The sequence below is a fragment of the Rhodococcus spongiicola genome (assembly GCF_004011835.1).
GTDB classification, from domain to species: Bacteria; Actinomycetota; Actinomycetes; order Mycobacteriales; family Mycobacteriaceae; genus Prescottella; species Prescottella spongiicola.
Genome location: NZ_RKLN01000001.1, coordinates 911,202 through 933,941 on the forward strand (window position 1 = coordinate 911,202; position 22,740 = coordinate 933,941).

A 22,740-nucleotide genomic window follows, 5' to 3' on the forward strand; every position below is an offset into this window, starting at 1 on the left:
GCGAGTGCCTGATGCCAGTATCTGCTGATGTCGTCGTCACTCACAGCCGAACGCTTTCGCCGCCTCGCTCGGTCGTCGCCGTGGCGCTGGCAGTCGCTCGAGTTCCACTGGAGCACCCATCGCGACGCGCGCCGGCGCGCCTGGATCCGCAGGCCCGGCGATCTACGGGTCGAGGACGCGGACGGCAGACTGGTCCAAGTCTCCAGCGAGAGCAAGCCCCCTCAGGGAGCCCGCGCTTACTTGACCTCCGGTTACGGGCGGGCGCCGATTCCGGTTCGGTGGCCGTCCCAGGTCGAACCCGTCTACGCCGACGACGGCCTGGTCGCAGCCGTACCGGATGCCATCGATATCGACTACGACCGGCCGTTCTTCGAGAGCTACCACTGGGTCGCGATGCTGAACCCGATCGAACTGGCCGACCGCGTCCACGACCGTGACGCAGCCGAGTCGGCTCCCGTCGAGCTACGGGACTTGACGGTCGTCGAGCACCACGGCCGACCGGCATGGCAGGCGACGGCACAGCCCACGGCGGCCTACGACCCGCGCTGCAGCTGCTGTCCGCTTCTCAGCGGCGAGTTCGACGACGAACACGACGTCTGGGCTCCCGGACCACCCTCCCTCGTCCGTCTCGACGAGCAGACCGGCGTGTGTGTCCGGATCGAGTGCAACGAAGATGTCGCGCTCGACGTGGAGATCGTCGGCGTCGACCTCCGCCTGGACAACGACCTGTTCGCGCGGCGGCGCCGCCGTTTCTTCCGTCGCTGACCGCTGCTCCTGAGAACGGCGGCCCCGAGAAGGACGAACGCCCGCCCGTGAGCATCTTCCAATGTCCACGAGCGGGCGATCGTTTCAAGTCTGAAGCCGCAGGTGTCAGTCCCGCGGCAGCCCCAGCAGACGCTCGGCGGCGACCGTCAGCAGGATCTGGGTGGTCCCCCCGGCGATGGACAGGCACCGCGAGTTGAGGAACTCCCGCGTGAGCGGACCCTCGACCCAGCCGGCCTCACCCGCGAGCTCGACGGCGAACTCCGCCACGTCCTGACGATTGCGCACGCCGACGAGCTTGCGCACGCTCGATGCCGGCCCTGGATCCTGGCCGTCGAGTTGACGCAGCGTCGTGCGGAGCTCGAGCAGTGATCCGACCAGCGCCTCGGCGATCAGCGCGCCCAGGCGGTCAGCAGTCACCGGATCGGGATCACCCGCGAGTTCGAGGAGTTCCTCGACCGCCTTGCCGAGCGACGATCCCCCGCCCATCGCGACCCGCTCGTTCGCCAGGGTCGTGCGGGCCAGCTTCCACCCGCCGTTCACCTGCCCGACGACGCACTCGTCGGGGATGAAGACGTCGTCGAGGAAGACCTCGTTGAACAGCGCTTCGCCAGTGATCTCCCGCAGCGGCGAGATTCGAATCCCGGCGGTGCGCATGTCCAGCAGGAAGTAGGTGATGCCCTTGTGCTTGGGCGCATCCTTGTCGGTGCGCGCAAGGCAGATCGCCCAGTCCGCCTCACGGGCGAGCGACGTCCAGACCTTCTGCCCGTTGAGCCTCCAGCCACCTTCGACCTTCTCTGCGGTGGTGCGCAACGACGCCAGGTCCGAGCCCGCGCCGGGTTCGCTGAACAACTGGCACCAGGTGATCTCGCCGCGCAGCGTCGGCAGCGCGAAACGTTCGATCTGCTCGGGACTTCCGTGCTCGAGGACCGTCGGAACCGCCCACCAGCCGATGACGAGGTCGGGGCGGTCGATGCCGGCCGCGGCCATCTCCTCGGCGATCAGGATCTGCTCGGCGGCGCCCGCGCCGCGACCGTACGGACGCGGCCAGTGCGGAGCTGCGTACCCCGACTCCGCGAGCGCCACGCGGCGTTCGGAGTCCGGCACGTCCGCGAGGGCGGCGACGTCGGCGCGGATGGCCTCACGCTCCGACTCGAGTTCGGTCAGATCGATTGTGAGATGGCGGCGGGCTCCGTCGCGGGTCAGTTCCGTCACCCGGGCACGCCAGCGGTTGCTGCCGCCGAGGAACTGCTTCAGCGAGACCGCGCGGCGCAAGTAGTAGTGCGCGTCGTGCTCCCACGTGAAGCCGATACCGCCGAGGATCTGGATGCAATCCTTCGCGTTCTGGACTGCCGCGTCGAGCGCGATCGATGCGGCCACGGCCGCGGCGATCGGCAGTTCCGACACCGCGGACCGGCCCGTGTCCGGGTCCGGCAGGGCGTCTTCGGCCGCGACCGCGGCATCCCACGCCACCGCACGCGCTTGCTCGGTACGACACAGCATTTCCGCACACAGATGCTTGATCGCTTGGAACGAGCCGATCGGCTTGCCGAACTGCTCGCGGATCTTGGCGTACTCGACCGCGGTGTTCAGGGTCCAGCCGGCCACACCTGCCGCCTCCGCGGCCGCGAGTGCCGCCGCGAGGTCGCGCACGAGTTCCGGCGCCGCGCCCGAGACGATCCGGTCCGGCGCCACGACAACGTTCTCGAGGCGGATCCGGGCCGTGCCACGACTCTTGTCGAGAATGTCGAGCTCCTCGACCACCAGACCGGGCGCAGCACCGTCGACCAGGCACCACACGAGGTCGTCGCCGGCGCGTACCGGCAGAAGAACCGCAGTGCCGGGCCCGCCACCGAGCGCGTTGCCCGCATCACCGTTGAGGACCAATCCTCCGTCGGCTTCGGCGGTGGCGGACAGCGCGCCGCCGTCGACCACGATCGAGACCGGGAGATCGCCTTCCGCGATCTGCCCAGCCCATTGCTTGGCGGCGGCACCGGCGCCGCGTCCGAGGACCAGTCCGGCGAGAGCAGTCGGCAGAAGCGGGCCACCCACGAGTTCGGCCGCGCTCTGTTCCAACATCGCGGCCAAGTCGACGATCTCACCTCCGACGCCTCCGACAGACTCCGGAACGCCGACCGCAAACAGGCCGAGTTCGGCGACCGCGGGCCACGACTGGCGCCAGAAATCCGCAGGTCCCTCGCGTAGGATGGCGGTCGGGGTCGCGGAGCGCGCCCACGCCTGTATCGACCTCTGGACAGCTTTCTGTTCGTCGGTCGTGGCGATTGTCACGGTTACACCTCTCTTGATGACAACTTCATCTAGAACGTGTTCTAATATGATCGGCCGTCAGGAGTCAAGGTGCGAAGGAACTGTCGATGACCACCTCATCACGATCTCAGGCCGCAGGGGGGCCGGTCTCGACCCTCAGCGACGACGACCTCAGTTCGAATGCTCAGCGCGAGCGACGCAAGAGGATCCTCGACGCTACCCTCGCGTTGGCATCCAAGGGCGGCTACGAAGCCGTCCAGATGAGGGCCGTCGCCGAACGCGCGGATGTCGCCGTGGGCACGCTCTACCGCTACTTCCCGTCGAAGGTCCACCTGCTCGTCTCCGCGCTCGCCCGCGAGTTCGCACGGATCGAGTCGAAAGGCAAGATCCCACCGGGCCGCAGCCCGCTCGAGCGGATGCAGCTCATCCTCGGCCAGATCACCAAGGCCATGCAGCGCGATCCCCTGCTCGCCGAGGCCATGACCCGCGCGTTCATGTTTGCCGACGCGTCCGCAGCCGCAGAGGTCGATCAGGTCGGCAAGCTGATGGACACCTTGTTCGCGCGCGCCATCACCGACGGGGTGCCCACCGAGGAAGAGCTCGCGATCGCGCGCGTCATCAGCGACGTGTGGCTGTCGAACCTTGTCGCGTGGCTCACCCGCCGATCCTCGGCCACCGATGTCGCGAAACGTCTGGAACTCACGGTCGAACTGCTCCTCGGCAACGGCTCGAAAGCGCACGTATAGGCGGTATCCACCCCCTCTGGGTGGGGAGGACTGCGCGCCAGCGCGCCTCCGATCGCTTAGGTTTGTTTCTGTGAGCGCTCTAGATCTGCCGATCGAACTCCGCCGGGCCCTGTCCACCGCGGCCCGGACTCCCCGCCTGCTGGTGGCGTCCGACTACGACGGTACGATGGCGCCGATCGTCTCCGATCCGGAGAAGGCGTACCCCCATGCCGAATCGGTGCGGGCGCTGCGCGCTCTCGCCGGACTCGCCGGCACCGCCGCTGCAGTCATCTCCGGGCGGGCACTCAAGGACCTCGCAACGCTGTCGCGGCTCCCGGTCGAAGTCCAACTGGTCGGCAGCCACGGTTCCGAGTTCGACATCGGATTCGTGCACGCGATCGACGCGAACGCCCGCAAGCTGCTGGGCGAGGTGACATCGGAGTTGTCCCGGATCGCAGACCTGCACCCCGGGGTGACCGTGGAGACCAAGCCCGCCAGCGCGGCACTGCACGTACGCAACGCCACCCCGGAGGTGGGAGCGAAGGCCCTCGCAGCGGTCCACGCCGAAGCCGCGCTGTGGACCGGAGTGCAGGTCACGGAAGGCAAGTCCGTCATCGAGCTCGCTGTCATCCCGACAGACAAGGGCAACGCACTCGACATCCTCCGCCATCAGGAGGCCGCGACCGCCACGGTCTTCTTCGGCGACGACGTCACCGACGAGAATGCCTTCAGACGCCTGCAGGGCCCGGACATCGGCATCAAGGTCGGTGAGGGTGAGACTTCGGCCGAGTACCGCGTCGACTCGTCCGAGGACGTCGCGGCCGCACTGGCGCTCCTGCTCGAGGAGCGGCGCACGTGGCTCTCCGGCGCGGACGCACCACCGATCGAGCGGCTGACGATGCTCGCCAGCCCCCGCTCCGTCGCCCTCATCACCCCCGATGCGAACGTGACTTGGATGTGCCACCCTGAGCCGGACTCGGCCGCCGTGTTCGCGCACCTGCTCGGCGGTACCGAGGCCGGACATTTCAGTGTCGGCCCACAGCGCGAGGCACTGCCGCTGAGCCAGCAGTACATCGACAGCACCATGACGGTGCAGACACGGTGGGCCAGTCTCGCGGTCACCGACTACCTGCCGCACGACGTCGACGCCGGTCGTACCGACCTCACCCGCGTCATCACCGGTCGGGCGAAGGCGGTCGTGAGCTTCGCTCCTCGTCCCGAGTTCGGCCAGGTGCCTGTCCAGTTCGAGCCTGACACCGACGGCCTACGGGTCTTCGGCACCAACGAACCCATGGTGCTGCGCTCCCCCGGCGTGCGTTGGAACATCACCACCGACGGCACACAGCAAACGGCGTACGCCGTCGTCGACCCCTCACAGGGCCCGATCGTGCTCGAATTACGTTTCGGAACAGACGATCTCAGTCCATCGAACACACCCGAGCCAGAACGGCGCGAGATTGCCGAGTCGTACTGGAGGGACTGGGCGAAGACTCTCGAGCTACCGCCACTGAAGCGGGACCTGATGAAGCGGTCGGCGCTGACGCTCCGCGGATTGGTACACGCCCCGAGCGGATCGATTATCGCGGCAGCGACCACCTCCTTGCCGGAGGAGATCGGCGGCGTGCGCAACTGGGACTACCGCTACTGCTGGCTGCGTGACGCCGCGCTGACAGCGTCGGCGCTTGTGAGCCTGGGTTCGCTCGAGGAGGCCGAGGGCTACCTCGAATGGGTACACGGCGTGCTCGAGACGCTGTCCGGCCCAGAGCGCCTGCACCCGCTGTACACGCTGTACGGAACCGGACTGCCCCCGGAGGCAGTGATCGACTCGCTTCCCGGATACGCGGGGTCGCGGCCGGTGCGCGTCGGCAACGCAGCCAACCAGCAGGTCCAGCTCGACGTGTTCGGACCGATCGTCGATCTCATCTCGAGCCTCGCCCACGCCCGCGAGCAGAAGGGCATAGCCGGTTCCGGGGCGCTCACCGACCGAGACTGGGAACTGGTGTGCGCCATGGTCTCCGCGGTGGAACGCCGCTGGACCGAGCCGGACCACGGCATCTGGGAGATCCGCGACAACCCGCGCCACCACGTGTACTCGAAGGTGATGGGCTGGCTCACCGTCGACCGGTCGCTGACCCTGGCCGAGAACTTCGGCCGAAAGGCCGGGGCGGGCTGGGCTGCCTTGCGCGACGAGATCGCCGAGGAAGTGACCGAGAAGGGCTGGAACGCGGACGTCGAGTCCTACACGGCGGCCTACGACGGCACCGACCTCGACGCGGCCACGCTGCACATCGGACTGTCCGGGCTGATCGACCCCTCCGATGAGCGGTTCACCGCGACCGTCGACGCGACCGAGGCCGAACTGCGCAGCGGATCGACCGTGTACCGGTACCACCACGACGACGGACTGCCCGGCTCGGAGGGCGGATTCCACCTCTGTGCAGCGTGGTTGGTCGAGGCGTACCTCCTGATCGGGCAGCGCTCCGATGCCGAGGCGCTGTTCAAGCAGTTGGTGAACGCGGCCGGACCGACCGGCCTGCTCGCCGAGGAGTACGACCCCGTCACCGAGCGCTCGCTGGGAAATCACCCCCAGGCGTACAGCCATCTCGGCCTGCTGCGGTGTGCGCAGTTGCTCAGCTCCGATAAATTCGCCCAGAGCTGACGTCCGACCTCACGCCGTCTCGGCGATGTCCGGCTCGACAACGGAGCCTGGTGGCGATGCGGTGGTGCGGCCGGCCACCAGTTGTGTCTCGACCGTCTCGACGGTCGCGACACCGGAGTCCGAGCGTGAGAGCAAGAGGGTGCCGGCGCGTCGACCCTTGTCCTCCTGCGGTTGGCGCACCGTGGTCAGGCCCTCGCGTAGGGCCTCCTCGATACCGTCGAAACCGGTAATCGACAACTGGCCTGGGACGTCGACGTCCTCGCGTCTCGCCCACTCCAAGGCACCGAGCGCCAGGACATCGGTGGTGCACACGAATGCGGTGATGCGCGGGTTGGCCGCGAGTGCCTGCGCGGCCGCGGAGCTCCCGGCACGGGCGGTGTGCTCGGAACGCTCTACGACGGTGAGCGACGTCGGATCCAGACCGGCGTCCGCTAGCGCGTCCTGGACGCCGGCGATGCGCTCACGCTGGACGTGGAATTTGGGGGCGTGCAGACGCTCCCGGTCGACGACGCCGTCGCAACGGTCGTGACCGAGACGCATACACAGGACACCGATCTCCTTGTGCCCCAGATCGATCAGGTGGTCCGCCACCGTCCGCGTCGCGGCACGGTCGTCGATGCCGATGAGCGAGACCCCCGGCACCCCCCGCGGCTGGTCACAGATGACGGTCGGCAGGCGCCGCTCCCGCACCGCGGCGAGGTAGGGGTCGTCGTCGGCGACGGAGTACACGACGAAACCGTCGACGCCGGCCTGCTGGACCACCGCAGCAGCCTCAGCGTCGTCGCGGGCGGGCCCGGCAGGGATGAGCAGCAGACCCTGCCCGGCAGCTTCGCACGATTCGGCGAGGCCCGCGAGGAAGCTCATCGCGGCCGGATCCCGGAACGAGTAGCTCAGCGCCTCGGTGAGTAGCAGGCCGACCGCTCCGGCCCGTCGGGTGCGAAGTGAACGAGCCACCGGATCGGGACCGGGGTAGCCGCGCTGCTTGGCCGCGAGCAGCACCCGTTCGCGCAGCTCGGCCGAGAGCTGGTCGGGCCGGTTGTACGCGTTGGAGACGGTCGTCCGCGAGATCTTCAGTTCGGCGGCGAGCGACGCCAGCGTGGCTCGGGGGCGCGGCTGACGAGACCTTGGCATAACGGGACGGTAGCGGCTCGGCGACAAGAGAGCTAACTCGGATGGCTGCCTGGTGCGAAGCGACCAAAATAGCTCCGTTAAAGTGTAAACGAGAACCGTTACCAATAAGGAACCGCGGCCGTTCCAGACCGGCCGTTTCGAAATCGTGACCAGGAGAAAGTTGTGCGCATATCCCGCAAGTCCCTTGCTTTGCGTTCGGCCACAGTGGCCGCCGGAGCGACCCTCGCCGCGGCGGTCTTGACCGCCTGCGGTAGCTCTGCCGACACCGACGACCAGATCCGTGTCGTCGCATCTACCAATGTGTGGGGCAGCGTCGCGCAGGCCGTCGCCGGAGACCGGCTCGAGGTCACCTCGATCATCACCGAGCCGTCCGCCGACCCACACTCGTACGAGGCCAGTCCGGCCGACGCCGCCGACATCACCGACGCTTCGCTCGTCGTCCTCAACGGCGGTGGCTACGACCAGTTCTTCGAGGACATCCTCGGATCCGCCGGGGACAAACCGACTGTCAACGCGTTCGAACTGTACGAGGAGAGGACGGGCGAGCACGCGAGCGACTCCGACACAGACGAGCACGCGAGCGACTCCGACACAGACGAGCACGCGGGGGAGTCCGAGGAAGAACACGCCGCCCACGCGCATGGAGCAGAGAACGAGCACGTCTGGTACGACATGCCGACTGTCGACGCCACCGCGAGCGCGATAGCCGAGCAACTCGGCAAACTCGACCCCGAAGGTGCTGCGACGTACACGGACAACGCGGAGGCGTTCCGGGCGCAACTGCAACAGGTCTCCGAGACAACGGCTGAAATCGCGTCCACGCACCGCGGCGAGCCCGTGGCGCAAACGGAACCGATCGCGCACTACCTGATCGAGGCCTCGTCACTGAACGACATCACTCCCCCGGACTTCAGCAACGCCATCGAGGACGGCACCGACCCGTCGCCAGCGGCGATCGCCGAGACCCGGGACCTGCTCTCCGACAAGAAGGTCCGCGTCCTGCTCTACAACACGCAGACCGAAGACAGGGTCTCCCAGAGTGTCCGCGAGACGGCTGAGGCCGCCGGTATTCCCGTCGTCGAGGTCACCGAGACCCTGCCCGAGGGGATGGACTTCGTGCAGTGGCAGACGCAGACTGCGCAGTCACTCGCCGACACCCTGAATGCGGCATCCTGACTGTCATGACCACAACGAGCACGCCGACAGCAACGGGTACCACGCCCGCTGTCGAACTGCGTGAGACGTGCCTGTCGTTCGGTGACCGTAGCCTGTGGTCGAACCTGAACCTGGCCGTGCAGCAAGGCGAGTTCCTCGCCGTCCTCGGCCCCAACGGATCGGGCAAGACGTCGCTGCTCAAGGTCCTGCTCGGTCAGCTCGCGCCGACTTCGGGCAGCGTGCGGATCGCCGGCACCCCGGCCCGGGCCGGGAACGCGAACGTCGGGTACGTGCCCCAGCAGAGGTCCCTCGACGACGGTCTTCCCCTGCGCGGACGTGACCTCGTCGGACTCGGCGTCGACGGACACCACCGGGGCATCGGACTGCGCGGGCGCGCCAAGCGTCGGGCGATCGTCGACTCCGCGATCGCCCAGGTCGGCGCGCAGGCGTACGCCGACGGTCCGATCGGGTCGATGTCCGGTGGCGAGCAGCAACGGCTGCGGATCGCGCAGGCACTCGTCGGCGACCCCAAGGTCCTGCTGTGCGACGAGCCGCTGCTCAGCCTCGACATCGCGAACCAGCACCGTGTCTCGGACTTGATCGACCGGCGGCGCCGCGAACACGGCACCGCCGTCCTGTTCGTCACCCACGAGATCAACCCGATCCTCCCTCTCGTCGACCGCGTGCTCTACCTCGTGGACGGTCAGTTCAGGATCGGCACCCCCGACGAGGTCATGACCGCCGAGGTGCTGTCCGAGCTATACCGCACCGAGGTCGAGGTGCTGCACGTGCGCGGCCGGCTCGTCGTCGTAGGCACCGGCGACGCCATCGACGCGCTCGGCAGCGGCGGCGGACCCCGCCCGGGCGAGGGCGTCCATCACACCGAGGACCACGCATGAGCATCGAGTTCGGCAGCAACAAGTTCACCGACGCGATGTCGCGTCTGTTCGATTTCTCCGAGACGGCCGATCTGCTGCAGTACGACTTCGTCCAGCAGGCTCTGATCGCCGGCGCGATCCTCGGCCTGCTCGCGGGCATGATCGGCCCGCTGATCGTGAGTCGGCAGATGTCGTTCGCGGTGCACGGGACGTCGGAGCTGTCACTGACCGGTGCGTCCGCCGCACTGCTGATCGGCATCGGGGTCGGTATCGGTGCCGTCGTCGGATCGGTCGTGGCGGCCGTCCTGTTCGGGCTGTTGGGAACCAAAGCACGGGAACGCGATTCAGTGATCGGTGTGATCATGGCGTTCGGCCTGGGTCTGTCGGTGCTGTTCCTCTGGGCATACGAGGGGCGTACCGGCACCAGCTTCTCACTGCTCGTCGGGCAGATCGTCGCGCCCGGCATCTCCGGCCTGGCGCTGCTGTTGCTGTGCGCGGTCGTGGTGCTCGGCACGCTGTCGGTGATCTACCGCCCGCTACTGTTCGCCAGCACCGACCCCGAGGTCGCTGCCGCGCGTGGCGTGCCCGTGCGGGGCCTGTCGATCGTGTTCGCCGTCCTCGTCGGCATCACCGCCGCACTGGGCGTACAGATCGTCGGTGCCCTGCTCGTGATGGCCCTGCTCATCACCCCGGCGGCCGCCGCCGCGCACGTCACTGCCAGCCCGCTGCGGGCGACAGTACTGTCGGTCGCGTTCGCCGAACTCGCCGCGGTCGGCGGCATCCTGCTTTCGCTGGCCCCTGGCGTCCCGGTATCGACTTTCGTCACCGCCATCTCGTTCGTGATCTACCTGGTGTGCCGGGCAATCGGGTCGGCCCGCCGACGCGGGATCGGGTCGGCCCGTCGCCGATCCTCGGGACGCGTCGTCGTGGCCGATGAGCGAATCGCCGCCTGAGTCCCACCCGGGGTCGGCCTAAGATCAACACCATGGCGGCGGTGATCGATCTCAACAGTGACCTCGGCGAGAGCTTCGGCGCCTGGACCCTCGGCGACGACACGGCGATGCTCGACCTCGTCACGAGCGCGAACGTCGCGTGCGGGTTCCACGCCGGTGACCCCGCCACACTGCTCCGGACCTGCCGCGACGCCGCGCAACGAGGAGTGCGGATCGGCGCGCAGGTCGGCTACCGCGACCTCGCCGGATTCGGACGACGGTTCATCGACGTCTCGTCCGCCGATCTGACCGCCGACGTGATCTACCAGATCGGCGCGCTCGATGCGTTGGCCCGCGCCTCCGGTTCTGCCGTCGCGTACGTCAAGCCTCACGGCGCGCTGTACAACGCGATCGTGCACCATCGTGATCAGGCGCGGGCCGTCGTCGATGCGGTGGGCGCGGTGAATCCATCGCTGCCGGTTCTCGGGCTTCCCGGATCGGTCTTCCTCGAGGAGGCCGAAGCGGGAGGGCTCCGGGCGGTCCCGGAGGCGTTCGCCGATCGTGCCTACACTCCCGAGGGCCGTCTGGTCCCTCGCACCGAGCCGGGCGCGGTCCTGCACGACCCTGCCGAAGTCGCGCAGCGGGTGCTGCAGTTGGTCACCAAGGGAACGGTACGAGCGATCGAAGGGTCGCTGATCGACGTTGCGGCGGAGACGATCTGTGTGCACGGCGATACGCCCGCTGCCGTAGAGATGGCAGCGGCGATCCGCAAGCTCCTCGACGACAAGAAGATCCGAGTGAGACCGTTCGTGTGATGCGCGTCCTCGACATGGGAAGCCGCGCGTTGCTGGTCGAGTTCGACGGGCTCGACGAGACGCTCGCGCACTATCGAGGACTCGTGGCCGAACGCCACTCCGCCGTCACCGATCTCGTGCCCGCAGCCCGCACCGTCCTCGTCCAGTTCCACGGAGCCCGACCCGACAGCATCGCCGCGTGGGTGCGATCGACTGCGCCGGTCGACGCCGTGGATCCGTCCCGGATCGACCACGTCGAGATCCCTGTCCACTACGACGGACCCGATCTCGAAGAAGTCGGGGCGCTCACAGGTCTCGGCGTCGACGGTGTCATCTCCGCCCACACCGGACGGACGTGGACCGTCGCTTTCGTCGGCTTCAGTCCCGGCTTCGGCTACCTCATCGGTGGCGACACCGGTCTGCACGTCCCGCGCCGCTCCTCGCCCCGCATGACGGTCCCCGTAGGCGCTGTCGGGCTCGCCGGCGAGTTCTCCGGGATCTATCCCCGCAGCTCACCCGGTGGTTGGCAACTGATCGGAACTACCACCGAACGGATGTGGGACGTCGGCCGCGACCCGCCGGCGCTGTTGCGGCCGGGCGTGGCGGTCACGTTCGTCGCTGTGTGAGGTTGGTCTTCCGGGCTTGCGCCCCAGCCCGATCGGCAACAATCGAGACATGGCATGGCTCGAAGTCCTGCGCTCCGGCGCGCGTACAACCGTCCAAGACCGTGGGCGGGTCGGCCATGCGTCACTCGGAGTCGGGGTCGCGGGCGCCGCGGACATCACCGCGCACGACTGCGCCAACCGCCTCGTCGGGAACGACCCGTCGGCCGCCACCCTCGAGGTGACACTGGGTGGACTTCAGGTGCGCGCGGTCGGTCCGGCGACGATCGCGGTTACCGGCGCGCCCACCCCCCTCATGATCAACGGCGCGCCTGGCCCGCTCTACTCGACGATCCATCTGCAGGACGGCGACGAGGTGGCGCTCGGCATCGCCGCCGCCGGACTGCGCTCCTACCTCGCGGTACGCGGCGGGATCGACGTCCCCGCCGTCCTCGGCAGCCGCTCCACCGACACCCTCTCCGGGATCGGACCCGAACCGATCCGCGACTCGGACCGACTCCTGATCGGAAACCTGCACAGCGAGTTGCCGATCGAGAACTTCTTTCCCCCTCCCGCGCCAGCCACCGACCCCGTCGAACTCCGCATCCGCATGGGTCCGCGCGACGACTGGTTCACACCCGCCTCCCGTACGGCACTCGTGCGGCAGACGTGGGAGGTCACCGCCGACACCGACCGAGTCGGCACACGCCTGGAGGGTCCGGCTCCCCTGCTCCGAGTAGGCCGCGGTGAACTGCCCAGCGAGGGCATGGTGACGGGGGCGCTGCAGGTGCCACCGAACGGCATGCCGGTGCTGTTTCTGATCGATCACCCGGTGACTGGCGGCTACCCGGTGATCGCGGTCGTCGTGGAAGACGACATACCGGCCGCAGCTCAGCTACGACCGGGGTCTCGCATCAGGTTTCGCCGGGTGTAGCGATCCCGGTGGACCCTCAGCGGCGGCGCTGACGCGCGATCTCGGACAGCACCACACCGGCAGCGACGGACGCGTTGAGCGACTCGACCTCACCGGCCATCGGGATGCTGAGGATCGTGTCGCACGTCTCGCGAACGAGCCGAGACAGGCCCTTGCCCTCGGAGCCGACGACGACCACGACCGGATCGGTGCCTTCGTAGTTGTCGAGGCTCGTGTCGCCGCCCGCGTCGAGGCCCACAACCTGGATGCCCTTGGATTGCCAATCCTTAAGTGTACGAGTCAAGTTCGTGGCTCGCGCGACGGGCATCCGGGCCGCGGCACCGGCGCTGGTGCGCCAGGCGACCGCCGAGACGCTCGCGCTGCGACGCTGCGGGATGACGACGCCGTGACCACCGAAGGCGGCCACCGAACGCACCACGGCACCGAGGTTGCGTGGGTCGGTGATGTTGTCGAGCGCGACCAGCAGCGCCGGTTCCTGAGCGGCGCGGACCCTGGTGAGCAGATCGTCTGGGTGTGCGTACCGGTACGGCGGCACCTGGAGCGCGATGCCCTGGTGCATTCCGTTGGAGCTCATCCGGTCCAGATCGGTTCGGGGTACCTCGAGGATCGAGACCCCGGCATCAGCGGCGCGCTGCACCGCTTCCTTGAGCCGGTCGTCCGTCTCGGCACCGACCGCCACGTACAACGCGGTCGCCGGCACACCCGCGCGCAGACACTCGACGACGGGATTGCGTCCGAGCACCGTTTCCGGGGTGTCCTCGGCACGGCGGATCGCGGCGACGCGCTGGGACTGGCGTTGTTCCGCGGCCCTCGCGGACGCTCGAGCTCGTTTGGCTGCGGGGTGCTTGGTCCGGGCCTCGGCGGGAGGCGTGGCGCCGCGCCCCTCGAGGCCCTTGCGGCGCTTGCCACCGGAGCCGACAACCTGGCCCTTCTTGGTTCCGCCCTTCCGGACCGCACCACGCCTGCTCGAATTACCCGCCATCACGTACCCGATTCATTGGAAGAAGATCGTTCGAGCGACCACTCGGGCCCGCTCGGGGTGTCGGTCACGGCGATGCCCGCCGCCGCCAACCGGTCCCGGACCTCGTCGGCCACCGCCCAGTTCTTCTCGGCCCGGGCCTGCTGACGCCGGTCGAGTTCGGCCTGCACGAGCACGTCGAGCGCGCCCATGGCCACCGAGCTGTCCGCCGCCACGGTCCACTGCGGATCGAGCGGATCCACACCGAGAATCCCGAGCATCGCCCGCACCTGCGCTGCCAGTGTCAGCGCGCCCTCCGAATCGCCCGACTCGAGTGCGATGTTGCCTTCGCGCACCCGTCCGTGGATCTCCGCGAGTGCAGCGGGCACGTTCAGGTCGTCGTCGAGCACGGCCGCGAACTCTTCGGTCCACTTTCCGACATGGACCTCACCTGCGCGTTCGACCGTGCGCATCACGAAAGACTCGCAGCGGCGGTACGCGATCGCGGCCTCCTGCAGTGCCTCCTCGGAGTACTCGAGCATCGACCGGTAGTGGGCACTGCCGAGGTAGTACCGAAGTTCCTGCGGTCGAACAAGTTTCAGCACATTGGGCACCGACAACACGTTGCCGAGCGACTTCGACATCTTCTCGCCGGACTTGGTGACCCAGCCGTTGTGCAGCCAGTACCGCGCGAAACCGTCGCCGGCGCACTTCGCCTGCGCGATCTCGTTCTCATGGTGCGGGAACACCAGATCCATTCCACCGCAATGGATATCGAACTCGTGCCCAAGGTAGAACACGGCCATAGCGGAGCACTCGAGGTGCCATCCCGGCCGTCCCGGTCCCCACGGCGTCGGCCACGACGGCTCCCCCGGCTTCGCGGCCTTCCACAGCGTGAAGTCCCGCGGATCGCGTTTGCCTGCGGCCTCGCTCTCGCCCTGGTGCACGTCGTCGAGCTTGTGCCCCGACAGCTTGCCGTAGTCGGGAAAGCTCGCGACGTCGAAGTACACATCACCCGCCGCCGCGTACGCATGACCGTTGTCGATCAGGCGCTGCATCATGTCGACCATCTGCGTGATGTGGCCGGTCGCGCGTGGTTCCGCCGACGGCGGCAGCACCCCGAGTTGTTGGTAGGCCCAGTCGAACGAACGCTCGTAGGTCGCGGCCCACTCCCACCAGGGGCGACCGGCCTCGGCGGCCTTGTTCAGGATCTTGTCGTCGATGTCGGTGACATTGCGCACGAACGCGACGTCGTAGTCGTGCGCGAGCAGCCAGCGCCGCAGGACGTCGAACGCGACACCGCTGCGGACGTGTCCGATGTGGGGCTCACCCTGAACGGTGGCGCCACACAGGTACACCGAAGCATGCCCGGGGGTCAGCGGAACGAAGTCACGCAAAGCCCGTGTCACGGTGTCGTATAGGCGCAGGGTCACGACGAGCGATTCTACCGGGCGCTATCGGTGGGGATGACCAGCGCGGTCGCCACCGCGGCAACGCCCTCACCGCGACCGGTGAGCCCGAGTCCATCGGTGGTCGTCGCAGATACCGACACCGGTGCGCCCACGACGTCACCCAGAACCCGCTGAGCTTCCTCGCGACGCGGGCCAATCTTGGGACGGTTACCGATGATCTGCACCGCCGCGTTGCCGACGACGTAGCCGGCGTCCTCGAGCAGCCGTCGGACCTCGGCGAGCATCCGCGCGCCGCTGACGCCGTCCCATTCGGGTCGGCCGGTGCCGAACACCGAGCCGAGGTCACCGAGCCCCGCCGCCGACAGCAGGGCGTCGCACAGCGCGTGCGCCGCGACATCGCCGTCGGAGTGTCCCGCGCAGCCGTCCGCGTCCTCGAACAGCAGACCCGCCATCCAGCACGGACGGCCGGGTTCTATGGGATGGACGTCGGTGCCGATTCCCACTCGCACGCGTGAAGCTCCCTTGCTTGGAGGACTGCCCGAAGTTTCGCGGTTCAGGTCTGCCCGAGCAGAGTCCGGGCCAGGGCGAGATCCCACGGCGTCGTGATCTTGAATGCCTCGGGTTCCCCGACGATGGTGCGTACCCGCTCGCCCAACCGCTCGACAAGTCCCGCGTCGTCGGTCGCGTCACCGTCGATGTCCCGGTAGGCGCGACGGAGCAGGTTCGCGTCGAAGCCCTGCGGTGTCTGGACCGCACGCAGCTCCGAACGCGGCGGTGTGCCCGTGACGGCGCCGAGCACGTCGACGGTCTTGATGGTGTCGATGACCGGCACCACCGGTATCACCGCAGTGCGGCCCGCGTGCAGTTCCGCGACGACCCTCGCGATCAGCGACGGTGGCGTGAGCGCCCGAGCCGCGTCGTGCACCAGCACAAGCTCGGCGTCGGTCGCCGCAGCGAGACCGGCACGAACCGAATCGGTCCGCTCCTTCCCGCCGACAACGATCACAACGCTGTCGGGCAGATCCGCCCGCGCACGATCGACCAGTTCCTCAGGCACGATCACCACAACCGTGTCCACGACCCCGGACTCGAACAGACCGTCGACAGCCCAGCACAGCATGCTTCTTCCGGCCAGTTCGACGAAGGCTTTCGGAATCGATTCACCCAGCCGAACTCCGCGTCCAGCGGCCGGGACCAGCGCGACGACCGGTCCTCGATTCTTACTCACCGTCAGGAGGCTGCGGCCAGAACCTCGTCGAGAATGGTCTCTGCCTTGGCGTCGTCGGTTCCTTCCGCCAACGCGAGCTCACCCACGAGGATCTGCCGGGCCTTAGCCAGCATCCGCTTCTCGCCCGCGGACAACCCACGGTCCTGCTCACGCCGCCACAGATCACGCACGACCTCGGCGACCTTGTTCACATCACCCGACGCGAGCTTCTCCAGGTTCGCCTTGTAGCGGCGAGACCAGTTCGTCGGCTCCTCGGTGTGCGGCGCACGAAGCACCTGGAACACCCTGTCGAGACCCTCTTGGCCGACCACGTCACGCACGCCGACGTACTCGGCGTTGTCCGCGGGAACGCGGACGGTGAGATCGCCTTGAGCGACTTTGAGAACGAGGTATTCCTTCTGTTCACCCTTGATGGTGCGGGTTTCGATCGCCTCGATCAGCGCCGCTCCGTGATGGGGGTATACGACGGTGTCTCCGACCTTAAAAATCATCTGTCCCGTGCCCCTTTCGATCTTCCGAGTTTAACACGTGACCAACGGATCGGCCCATCAACGGTGCAGGTCAGGGGCTTCCTTGCCTGATCTTAGGGCTTGACAGGCGGCGCCAATCGTGCATTTCCGACCGCCCGAAGTGCCGGATCGGGAACACAATGGCGCCTTCGGGCAGGGACGCAGGCTGTGTTGTGCGCCCTGCGCGAGGTCGTTGTGCGCCCTGCGCGAGGTCGTTGTGCGCCCTGCGCGAGGTCGTTGTGCGCCCTGCACGAGGGCGCTACGAGCACCCACCGAAGGACCGATCGAGGCTGACTACTACTCTGCCTAGTGGATGTGAACCTGACCCATGGAGGACAACCCGTGACTGCTCTCAAGGCGTCGCCTACTCGTCGAGTCGCCACCGCCGTCGCTCTCGCTGCCGGCGCGACGCTCGTGCTGTCCGCGTGCGGCGCAGGTCAGATCTCGCAGACGGCTACTCAGGTCGCTGCCGTGAACGGCAACAAGGCCGACGTCAACGACATCGCGATGCGCAACGTGCACGTCGTCTACCCGAACTCCGAGGAGTACAGCCTCGAGCCCGGCGGCGATGTCCAGCTCGCGTTCACCGCAATCAACCTCAGCGAGCACCAGACGGACGAGCTGACGAGCATCGCGACCGACTTTGCCGGCTCCGTCACCATCGACGACCTTGACGGCACCCTCGAGATCAGGCCCCAGCAGGCCCTCGGTGCGGGCAACCCGGACGTCACGGTTCCCGAAGAGGCCCCCGAGACCCTCAGCCTGATCGACGTCACCCTCGAAGACATCACCGAGGACGTCCGCCCGGGCCTGACATTCCCGGTTGTCTTCACGTTCGAGAACGCCGGCGACGTCGTCGTGCAGGTTCCGGTCGACGCCGGCCCCACCACCGAGCGTCACGAGTCGGAGTTGTCCCCCGACGTGGCAACCGAAGGCGGCGCCGAAAGCGGTCACTGATCCACCGGATTCTCCGCAGCGCTTTCCAGATGAGCCCAGGTGACTCGTTCACCTGGGCTCATCTTCTTCTTCGGGTCGTCTTCGGAACCGAACGGGCGCGGATACCGGTTGGTGTCGGCTACTCCCACTAGGCTGCCGGCGTGGCAAGAGCGAAGTCGAGCTTCCGGTGTTCGTCGTGTCAGCACACGGTGGCGAAGTGGGTGGGCCGCTGCCCCGAGTGCGGCACCTGGGGCTCGATGGACGAGGCGCCCGCGCTCACTGCGGTGGCGGCTCGTCCCGGCGTCTCGCTGGCCCGCAGCGGCGCCGCAGCGCTCCTGCCGACCACACCAGCGGCGCCGATCACCGACATCGACGGGACGGCCACCCGCGCCAAGCCCACCGGTGTCGACGAACTCGATCGTGTGCTCGGCGGCGGCGTCGTGCCCGGGTCGGTGGTCCTGCTTGCCGGCGAGCCCGGCGTCGGGAAGTCGACGTTGCTGCTCGAGGTCGTCCGCCGGTGGGCCTCACGTGGGCCCGACGACCGAGCGCTGTATGTGACTGGCGAGGAGTCGGCCGGTCAGGTACGACTGCGAGCGGACCGGACCGGCGCGGTCCATGAGCGGGTGTACCTCGCGGCCGAATCAGACCTCGCGACGGTACTGGGCCACATCGAGCAGGTCCGCCCCACGCTGCTGATCGTCGACTCGGTGCAGACGATGCTCGCCGCCGACGTCGAGGGTGTCGTCGGCGGCGTGACCCAGGTGCGGGCCATCACCAGCGCACTGACGTCGCTCGCGAAGGCCAGCGGCGTTCCCGTGTTGCTGATCGGTCACGTCACCAAGGACGGAGCGGTGGCCGGTCCACGCTCGCTCGAACACCTCGTGGACGTCGTCCTGCACTTCGAGGGCGACCGGCACTCGACGCTTCGGATGATCCGCGGCATCAAGAACCGATTCGGCGCGGCCGACGAGGTGGGCTGCTTCGAACTACGCGAGGACGGCATCGCCGGAGTCAGCGACCCGTCCGGACTGTTTCTGCATCATCAAGCCGACGAGGTGTCCGGCACCGCGGTCACCGTGACGATGGACGGGAAGCGCCCGCTGCTCGGCGAGGTACAGGCGCTGGTCGCCCCCACGCACAACCCTTCGCCCCGTCGCGCAGTGAGTGGACTCGACTCGGCCCGGGTGTCGATGGTGCTGGCGGTCCTCGAACGTCGTCACGGCATCAAGCTGTCCGACCGGGAGGTCTATGCCGCGACCGTCGGCGGGATGCGGATGACCGATCCGTCATGCGACCTCGCGCTGGCCGTCGCCGTCGCGTCGGCGGGTAAGGACCGGCCGATCCCAGCGGGGACGATCGTGCTCGGCGAGGTGGGACTGGCCGGCGAGGTCCGCCGAGTCACCGGCGTCGGCCGCAGGCTCGGCGAGGCAGCGCGGATGGGGTTCACCCGAGCGGTGGTACCGGTCGATCCCGGAGACCTCCCGAAGGGCATACGCCCCGTCGAGGTCTCGAACGTGGGTGACGCCCTGCGAGCGTTGCATCTTCGCTGAATGTCAGACCGCGGAGGTGCCGAACGGCGACGTCGGGACCCCGTCGACGAAAGCGGCCGTCGGTTCGAAGTGCTCGGACGTGACCGTCAGGAACAGGCCCCGCGACGTCGCGACCGGGGTGTCGGGGTCTGCGCCCGGACCCTCGACGATGTACGCCTCCGAGGAGGTGTACACCTTGCGTCGGACCGTGCCTTCCAGACGGGCCCGGAACTCGAGCACCGTGCCGAGTGGGATGGGACGCGCGAAGTCGATCTCGAGGTGCGCGGTCACGACCGGGACGCCGAGAATCATGCACGCCGTGCCCTGCACCTCGTCGAACGCAGACGAGAGAATGCCGCCGTGGATCACGCCCGGACCGCCCTGGTATCGCTTGGCGACCTCCAGTCGACCTGTCACGGAGCAGTTCTCGCCGGCGGTGAAGCTCATCGCCATGCCCCCGGGCTGGTCGTCACCACAACCGAAACACTTCGACCAGTGCTGGGGTAGCGGGTCGCCGGGAGCCGGGAAAAAGTCCGGCACCTTCGGCATGACGAGGTCATCGGGCAAGGTCCAAGTACTGCTCACAACTAGGTAATGTAGAGCCGTCCAGACCGCGGCCCGAATACGGCTCGGCCAGATGTGACGTCGAACTCAGTCGGATCACGCGGATCGAATTCGAAGTGCAGACTGCCACGCACCAACCGCACCAGGGGGATCCCGCGATGAACGATGCCACGCCAGAGGCTGTGCTCCGCGGCACCATCGCCCGCCTAGCCCCCGGAACCAGCCTCCGTGACGCGCTCGAACGCATTCTCCGCGGCCGCACCGGTGCACTGATCGTCCTCGGGCACGACGAACAGGTAGAGGCCCTGTGCGACGGCGGATTCGAGCTCGACGTCGAATTCGCGCCCACCCGCCTGCGCGAGCTGTCCAAGATGGACGGTGCCGTCGTGCTGTCTACCGATGGCACCCGCATCCTGCGCGCCAATGTGCAGTTGGTACCCGACCACAAGATCCCCACCGTCGAGTCCGGCACCCGGCACCGTGCCGCCGAGCGCACCGCGATCCAGACCGGCTACCCGGTCGTGTCGGTGAGTCAATCGATGAGCATCGTGAGCGTGTACGTCCGGGGGATCCGACACGTCATCAAACCGTCGGAAACCATCTTGTCGCGGGCGAACCAGGCCGTCGCGACGCTCGAGCGGTACACGTCCCGGCTCGACGAGGAGACGCGACGGCTCTCGGTAGTCGAGATCGAGGATTTCGTGACGCTGCGTGACGCGCTCACCGTCGTACAGCGGCTCGAGATGGTGCGACGCACGTCCGCCGAGATCGAGCAGGACGTGCTCGAGCTCGGCACCGACGGACGGCAGCTCGCGTTGCAGCGCGAAGAACTGGTCGGCGACAACCACGCTGTCCGCAACCTCATGGTTCGCGACTACCTGGCAGGGTCCGAGCCGGCGGCGACGGCGGCGGTCGAACGCACTCTCACCGCGCTCGACGAGCTCACCGACGTCGACCTGTTGAACCTGACGATCCTGGCCCGCACGTTCGGATACCCCGACACCATCGAGGCGCTGGACGAACCGATGAGTCCCCGTGGCTACCGGATCCTGACCCGGGTTCCACGACTGCAGTTCATGCAGATCAACCGGCTGGTTAGCTCGTTCGGCACGCTGCAGGCGCTGCTCGCCGCGACCTCCGCGGACCTGCAGTCGGTGGACGGCATCGGGGGTCTTTGGGCGCGGCACATCCGCGAGGGACTCTCCCGTCTTGCGGAGGCTTCGATCACCGGCCCCTACGACTGAGAAGACCTGAGCCTGAGAAGGCGTGAGTGGGAACCAGGGCGGATCGTCAGGCGAGGTTGAAGGGCTCAGGCGAACTACGCAGCTCGCCAAGCTGGGCGACCAGCGTGTAGGCGCCGGCCGGAACCTGGTTGCGTACGGTTAGGCAGCCCGGGTCCGACGTCGTGCCGGACCATCTGATCGTGAAGAACCTCTGCCCACCTGGCTCGAGCACCTCCACGGCCGGATCGCCGTACGGGTAGCAGTCGATGTTCGACCACAACCGCCGGTTCCCATCGAGGGTGTACACGAGCACCTGTTGCAGACCAGAACCGAGGTCGCGTTCACACGTCACGGTGCCGATGTTGGTGATCGCGATCGTGAAGCTGGGCTCCTCGCCGACCCGGTACTGAGGCTGGTCGGGCGTCGCCTTGATCGCCAAGGACTGGTCGGTGCAGTAGGCGGGCTCGGCATCTGACGTCGCCGCGGCCGGTTCGGCAGCGTCGTCCTCCGAAGCCTCGGCCGTCGCATCCGACGGCTCGGAGGGCGGGGCGTTGGTCTCGGTGGTTTCGGAGGTGTCAGCTGCAGCCGCCGGTTCCGAGGCGCCCCCGCCGGTGACTGCCGTGATGATCCAAACGATCAGCGCGATCACGACGACGAGCACGCCGAGAGCGACCAGGCGCCGACGCCAGTAGACCTCGGGGGGCAGCGGGCCGGTCGGTTGAAACACGAATCAACGGTAGTTGCAAGCGACTGGCGCTTGCCTCAGGGGTCCCGGCGTGTCGCCCGGCGCGCACGGTCGGCTTCGCCACCGTGCGCCCGGGCGACCCGGTTCGACCGGGGCAGCCGGGAGGTCTCAGGCGACGGAGTCTCCGACGTCGCCGACGACGCTCTGCAGCTTGATGTCCCCGTCAGACAGGCTGTAGGTGACGCCCACGATCGCGCACCTGCCGGCCTCGACCGCCTCGGAGATGATCCGCGACCGCTGCATCAACTGCGAACCGGTCTCGACGACGTGCCGTCCTTCGAGCTCGTCGACGGTGGTCAGGCCCTCGCGACGGCCCGCCAGGATCGACGGCGAGACGCGCTCGACGACATCACGGATGAAACCGGGGGGGATGGTTCCGTTGTCGAGGGCATCGATCGTTGCCTTGACCGCGCCGCAGCTGTTGTGTCCGAACACGACGACGAGTGGGACGCCAAGGACACCGACGGCGTACTCGAGGGAGCCGAGTACTGCGCTGTCGATCACCTGACCGGCGGTACGGACGACGAACATGTCGCCGAGACCCTGGTCGAAGATGATCTCGGCGGCGGTTCGGGAGTCGCCGCAGCCGAAGATCGCGGCGGTTGGGTGCTGGCCGTCGACCAGCTTCGCGCGGTCAGCTATACCCTGGCTCGGGTGCATAGGGGTACCACTGACGAAACGCTCGTTACCCTGCTTGAGGGCTTTCCAAGCGGAGATCGGGTTGGAGTTGGGCATGGGGCAATTGTGCACGCCCGAACCTCCACCGTCTCGTCGGACGCGACAAATCCGGCAGTGG

General features: G+C 67.9%; 22 protein-coding genes. 12 read left to right on the forward strand and 10 right to left on the reverse strand.

Features of this window, described 5'->3' with window-relative positions; genetic code table 11:
- Nucleotides 1-27: 27 nt before the first annotated feature.
- Nucleotides 28-765, forward strand: coding sequence for a hypothetical protein (locus EF834_RS04230; protein ID WP_127945931.1), 738 nt, complete (start codon nucleotides 28-30; stop codon nucleotides 763-765).
- A 105-nt stretch (nucleotides 766-870) separates the two neighbouring features.
- Here EF834_RS04230 and EF834_RS04235 read toward each other — a convergent pair whose 3' ends face one another.
- Nucleotides 871-3,051, reverse strand: coding sequence for an acyl-CoA dehydrogenase (locus EF834_RS04235; RefSeq protein WP_127945932.1), 2,181 nt, complete (start codon nucleotides 3,049-3,051; stop codon nucleotides 871-873).
- 86 nt (nucleotides 3,052-3,137) lie between these two features.
- On the opposite strand from EF834_RS04235, the gene kstR reads away from it, so the two are divergent.
- Together kstR and otsB are read left to right on the forward strand one after the other, a co-directional pair.
- Complete coding sequence (kstR, locus tag EF834_RS04240; protein ID WP_127945933.1) at nucleotides 3,138-3,776, forward strand: cholesterol catabolism transcriptional regulator KstR; 639 nt, start codon at nucleotides 3,138-3,140, stop codon at nucleotides 3,774-3,776.
- Between the two features lie 70 nt (nucleotides 3,777-3,846).
- A complete protein-coding gene (gene otsB / locus EF834_RS04245; RefSeq protein ID WP_127945934.1) occupies nucleotides 3,847-6,414 on the forward strand; it encodes a trehalose-phosphatase in 2,568 nt (855 codons plus the stop codon).
- Between the two features lie 9 nt (nucleotides 6,415-6,423).
- Here otsB and EF834_RS04250 read toward each other — a convergent pair whose 3' ends face one another.
- Nucleotides 6,424-7,545 carry a LacI family DNA-binding transcriptional regulator gene (locus EF834_RS04250; protein WP_127945935.1) on the reverse strand — a complete coding sequence of 374 codons (1,122 nt, stop codon included), beginning with the start codon at nucleotides 7,543-7,545 and terminating at the stop codon, nucleotides 6,424-6,426.
- Between the two features lie 162 nt (nucleotides 7,546-7,707).
- On the opposite strand from EF834_RS04250, the gene EF834_RS04255 reads away from it, so the two are divergent.
- The 6 genes from EF834_RS04255 to EF834_RS04280 are packed head-to-tail and all read left to right on the forward strand — an operon-like array spanning nucleotide 7,708 to nucleotide 12,840.
- Entirely contained in the window at nucleotides 7,708-8,721 is a 1,014-nt protein-coding gene (locus EF834_RS04255; RefSeq protein ID WP_127945936.1) for a metal ABC transporter solute-binding protein, Zn/Mn family, read from the forward strand.
- Between the two features lie 5 nt (nucleotides 8,722-8,726).
- On the forward strand, nucleotides 8,727-9,599 hold the full coding sequence (locus EF834_RS04260; protein ID WP_127945937.1) for a metal ABC transporter ATP-binding protein: 873 nt from the start codon (nucleotides 8,727-8,729) through the stop codon (nucleotides 9,597-9,599).
- On the forward strand, nucleotides 9,596-10,531 hold the full coding sequence (locus EF834_RS04265; protein ID WP_127945938.1) for a metal ABC transporter permease: 936 nt from the start codon (nucleotides 9,596-9,598) through the stop codon (nucleotides 10,529-10,531). The genes EF834_RS04260 and EF834_RS04265 overlap by 4 nt, the downstream gene beginning before the upstream one ends.
- A gap of 32 nt (nucleotides 10,532-10,563) precedes the next feature.
- Nucleotides 10,564-11,325, forward strand: a complete 762-nt coding sequence (locus EF834_RS04270) for a LamB/YcsF family protein (protein WP_127945939.1) — start codon at nucleotides 10,564-10,566, stop codon at nucleotides 11,323-11,325.
- The gene (locus EF834_RS04275; protein WP_127945940.1) at nucleotides 11,325-11,930 is read left to right on the forward strand and encodes a 5-oxoprolinase subunit B family protein; all 606 of its coding nucleotides are present in this window, start codon (nucleotides 11,325-11,327) and stop codon (nucleotides 11,928-11,930) included. The genes EF834_RS04270 and EF834_RS04275 overlap by 1 nt, the downstream gene beginning before the upstream one ends.
- Before the next feature lie 49 nt (nucleotides 11,931-11,979).
- Nucleotides 11,980-12,840, forward strand: a complete 861-nt coding sequence (locus tag EF834_RS04280) for a 5-oxoprolinase subunit C family protein (RefSeq protein WP_164874062.1) — start codon at nucleotides 11,980-11,982, stop codon at nucleotides 12,838-12,840.
- Nucleotides 12,841-12,856: 16 nt separating this feature from the next.
- Here EF834_RS04280 and rlmB read toward each other — a convergent pair whose 3' ends face one another.
- The 5 genes from rlmB to carD are packed head-to-tail and all read right to left on the reverse strand — an operon-like array spanning nucleotide 12,857 to nucleotide 16,929.
- Nucleotides 12,857-13,822: a 23S rRNA (guanosine(2251)-2'-O)-methyltransferase RlmB gene (gene rlmB, locus EF834_RS04285; protein WP_127945941.1), complete on the reverse strand. Its 966-nt coding sequence runs from the start codon at nucleotides 13,820-13,822 to the stop codon at nucleotides 12,857-12,859.
- Nucleotides 13,822-15,231 carry a cysteine--tRNA ligase gene (cysS, locus tag EF834_RS04290; RefSeq protein WP_127945942.1) on the reverse strand — a complete coding sequence of 470 codons (1,410 nt, stop codon included), beginning with the start codon at nucleotides 15,229-15,231 and terminating at the stop codon, nucleotides 13,822-13,824. The genes rlmB and cysS overlap by 1 nt, the downstream gene beginning before the upstream one ends.
- An 11-nt stretch (nucleotides 15,232-15,242) precedes the next feature.
- Complete coding sequence (gene ispF / locus EF834_RS04295) at nucleotides 15,243-15,719, reverse strand: 2-C-methyl-D-erythritol 2,4-cyclodiphosphate synthase (protein WP_127945943.1); 477 nt, start codon at nucleotides 15,717-15,719, stop codon at nucleotides 15,243-15,245.
- A 44-nt stretch (nucleotides 15,720-15,763) separates the two neighbouring features.
- Entirely contained in the window at nucleotides 15,764-16,438 is a 675-nt protein-coding gene (ispD, locus tag EF834_RS04300; RefSeq protein WP_127945944.1) for a 2-C-methyl-D-erythritol 4-phosphate cytidylyltransferase, read from the reverse strand.
- 2 nt (nucleotides 16,439-16,440) lie between these two features.
- Complete coding sequence (gene carD, locus EF834_RS04305; protein WP_127945945.1) at nucleotides 16,441-16,929, reverse strand: RNA polymerase-binding transcription factor CarD; 489 nt, start codon at nucleotides 16,927-16,929, stop codon at nucleotides 16,441-16,443.
- A gap of 360 nt (nucleotides 16,930-17,289) precedes the next feature.
- Between carD and EF834_RS04310 the strand changes: the two genes are divergently transcribed.
- Nucleotides 17,290-17,904, forward strand: a complete 615-nt coding sequence (locus tag EF834_RS04310; RefSeq protein ID WP_127945946.1) for a copper chaperone PCu(A)C — start codon at nucleotides 17,290-17,292, stop codon at nucleotides 17,902-17,904.
- Nucleotides 17,905-18,044: 140 nt separating this feature from the next.
- A complete protein-coding gene (gene radA / locus EF834_RS04315) occupies nucleotides 18,045-19,433 on the forward strand; it encodes a DNA repair protein RadA (RefSeq protein ID WP_127945947.1) in 1,389 nt (462 codons plus the stop codon).
- Nucleotides 19,434-19,436: 3 nt separating this feature from the next.
- On the opposite strand, the gene EF834_RS04320 is transcribed toward radA, so the two are convergent.
- A complete protein-coding gene (locus EF834_RS04320; RefSeq protein WP_127945948.1) occupies nucleotides 19,437-19,997 on the reverse strand; it encodes a PaaI family thioesterase in 561 nt (186 codons plus the stop codon).
- 137 nt (nucleotides 19,998-20,134) lie between these two features.
- Here EF834_RS04320 and disA point away from each other — a divergent pair, with 137 nt between their 5' ends.
- Nucleotides 20,135-21,220 carry a DNA integrity scanning diadenylate cyclase DisA gene (gene disA / locus EF834_RS04325; RefSeq protein WP_127945949.1) on the forward strand — a complete coding sequence of 362 codons (1,086 nt, stop codon included), beginning with the start codon at nucleotides 20,135-20,137 and terminating at the stop codon, nucleotides 21,218-21,220.
- A gap of 46 nt (nucleotides 21,221-21,266) precedes the next feature.
- Here the strand turns inward: disA and EF834_RS04330 are convergent, their stop codons facing one another.
- Together EF834_RS04330 and EF834_RS04335 are read right to left on the reverse strand one after the other, a co-directional pair.
- On the reverse strand, nucleotides 21,267-21,926 hold the full coding sequence (locus EF834_RS04330; protein ID WP_127945950.1) for a hypothetical protein: 660 nt from the start codon (nucleotides 21,924-21,926) through the stop codon (nucleotides 21,267-21,269).
- A gap of 126 nt (nucleotides 21,927-22,052) precedes the next feature.
- Nucleotides 22,053-22,679: a carbonic anhydrase gene (locus EF834_RS04335; RefSeq protein ID WP_127945951.1), complete on the reverse strand. Its 627-nt coding sequence runs from the start codon at nucleotides 22,677-22,679 to the stop codon at nucleotides 22,053-22,055.
- Nucleotides 22,680-22,740: the final 61 nt, after the last annotated feature.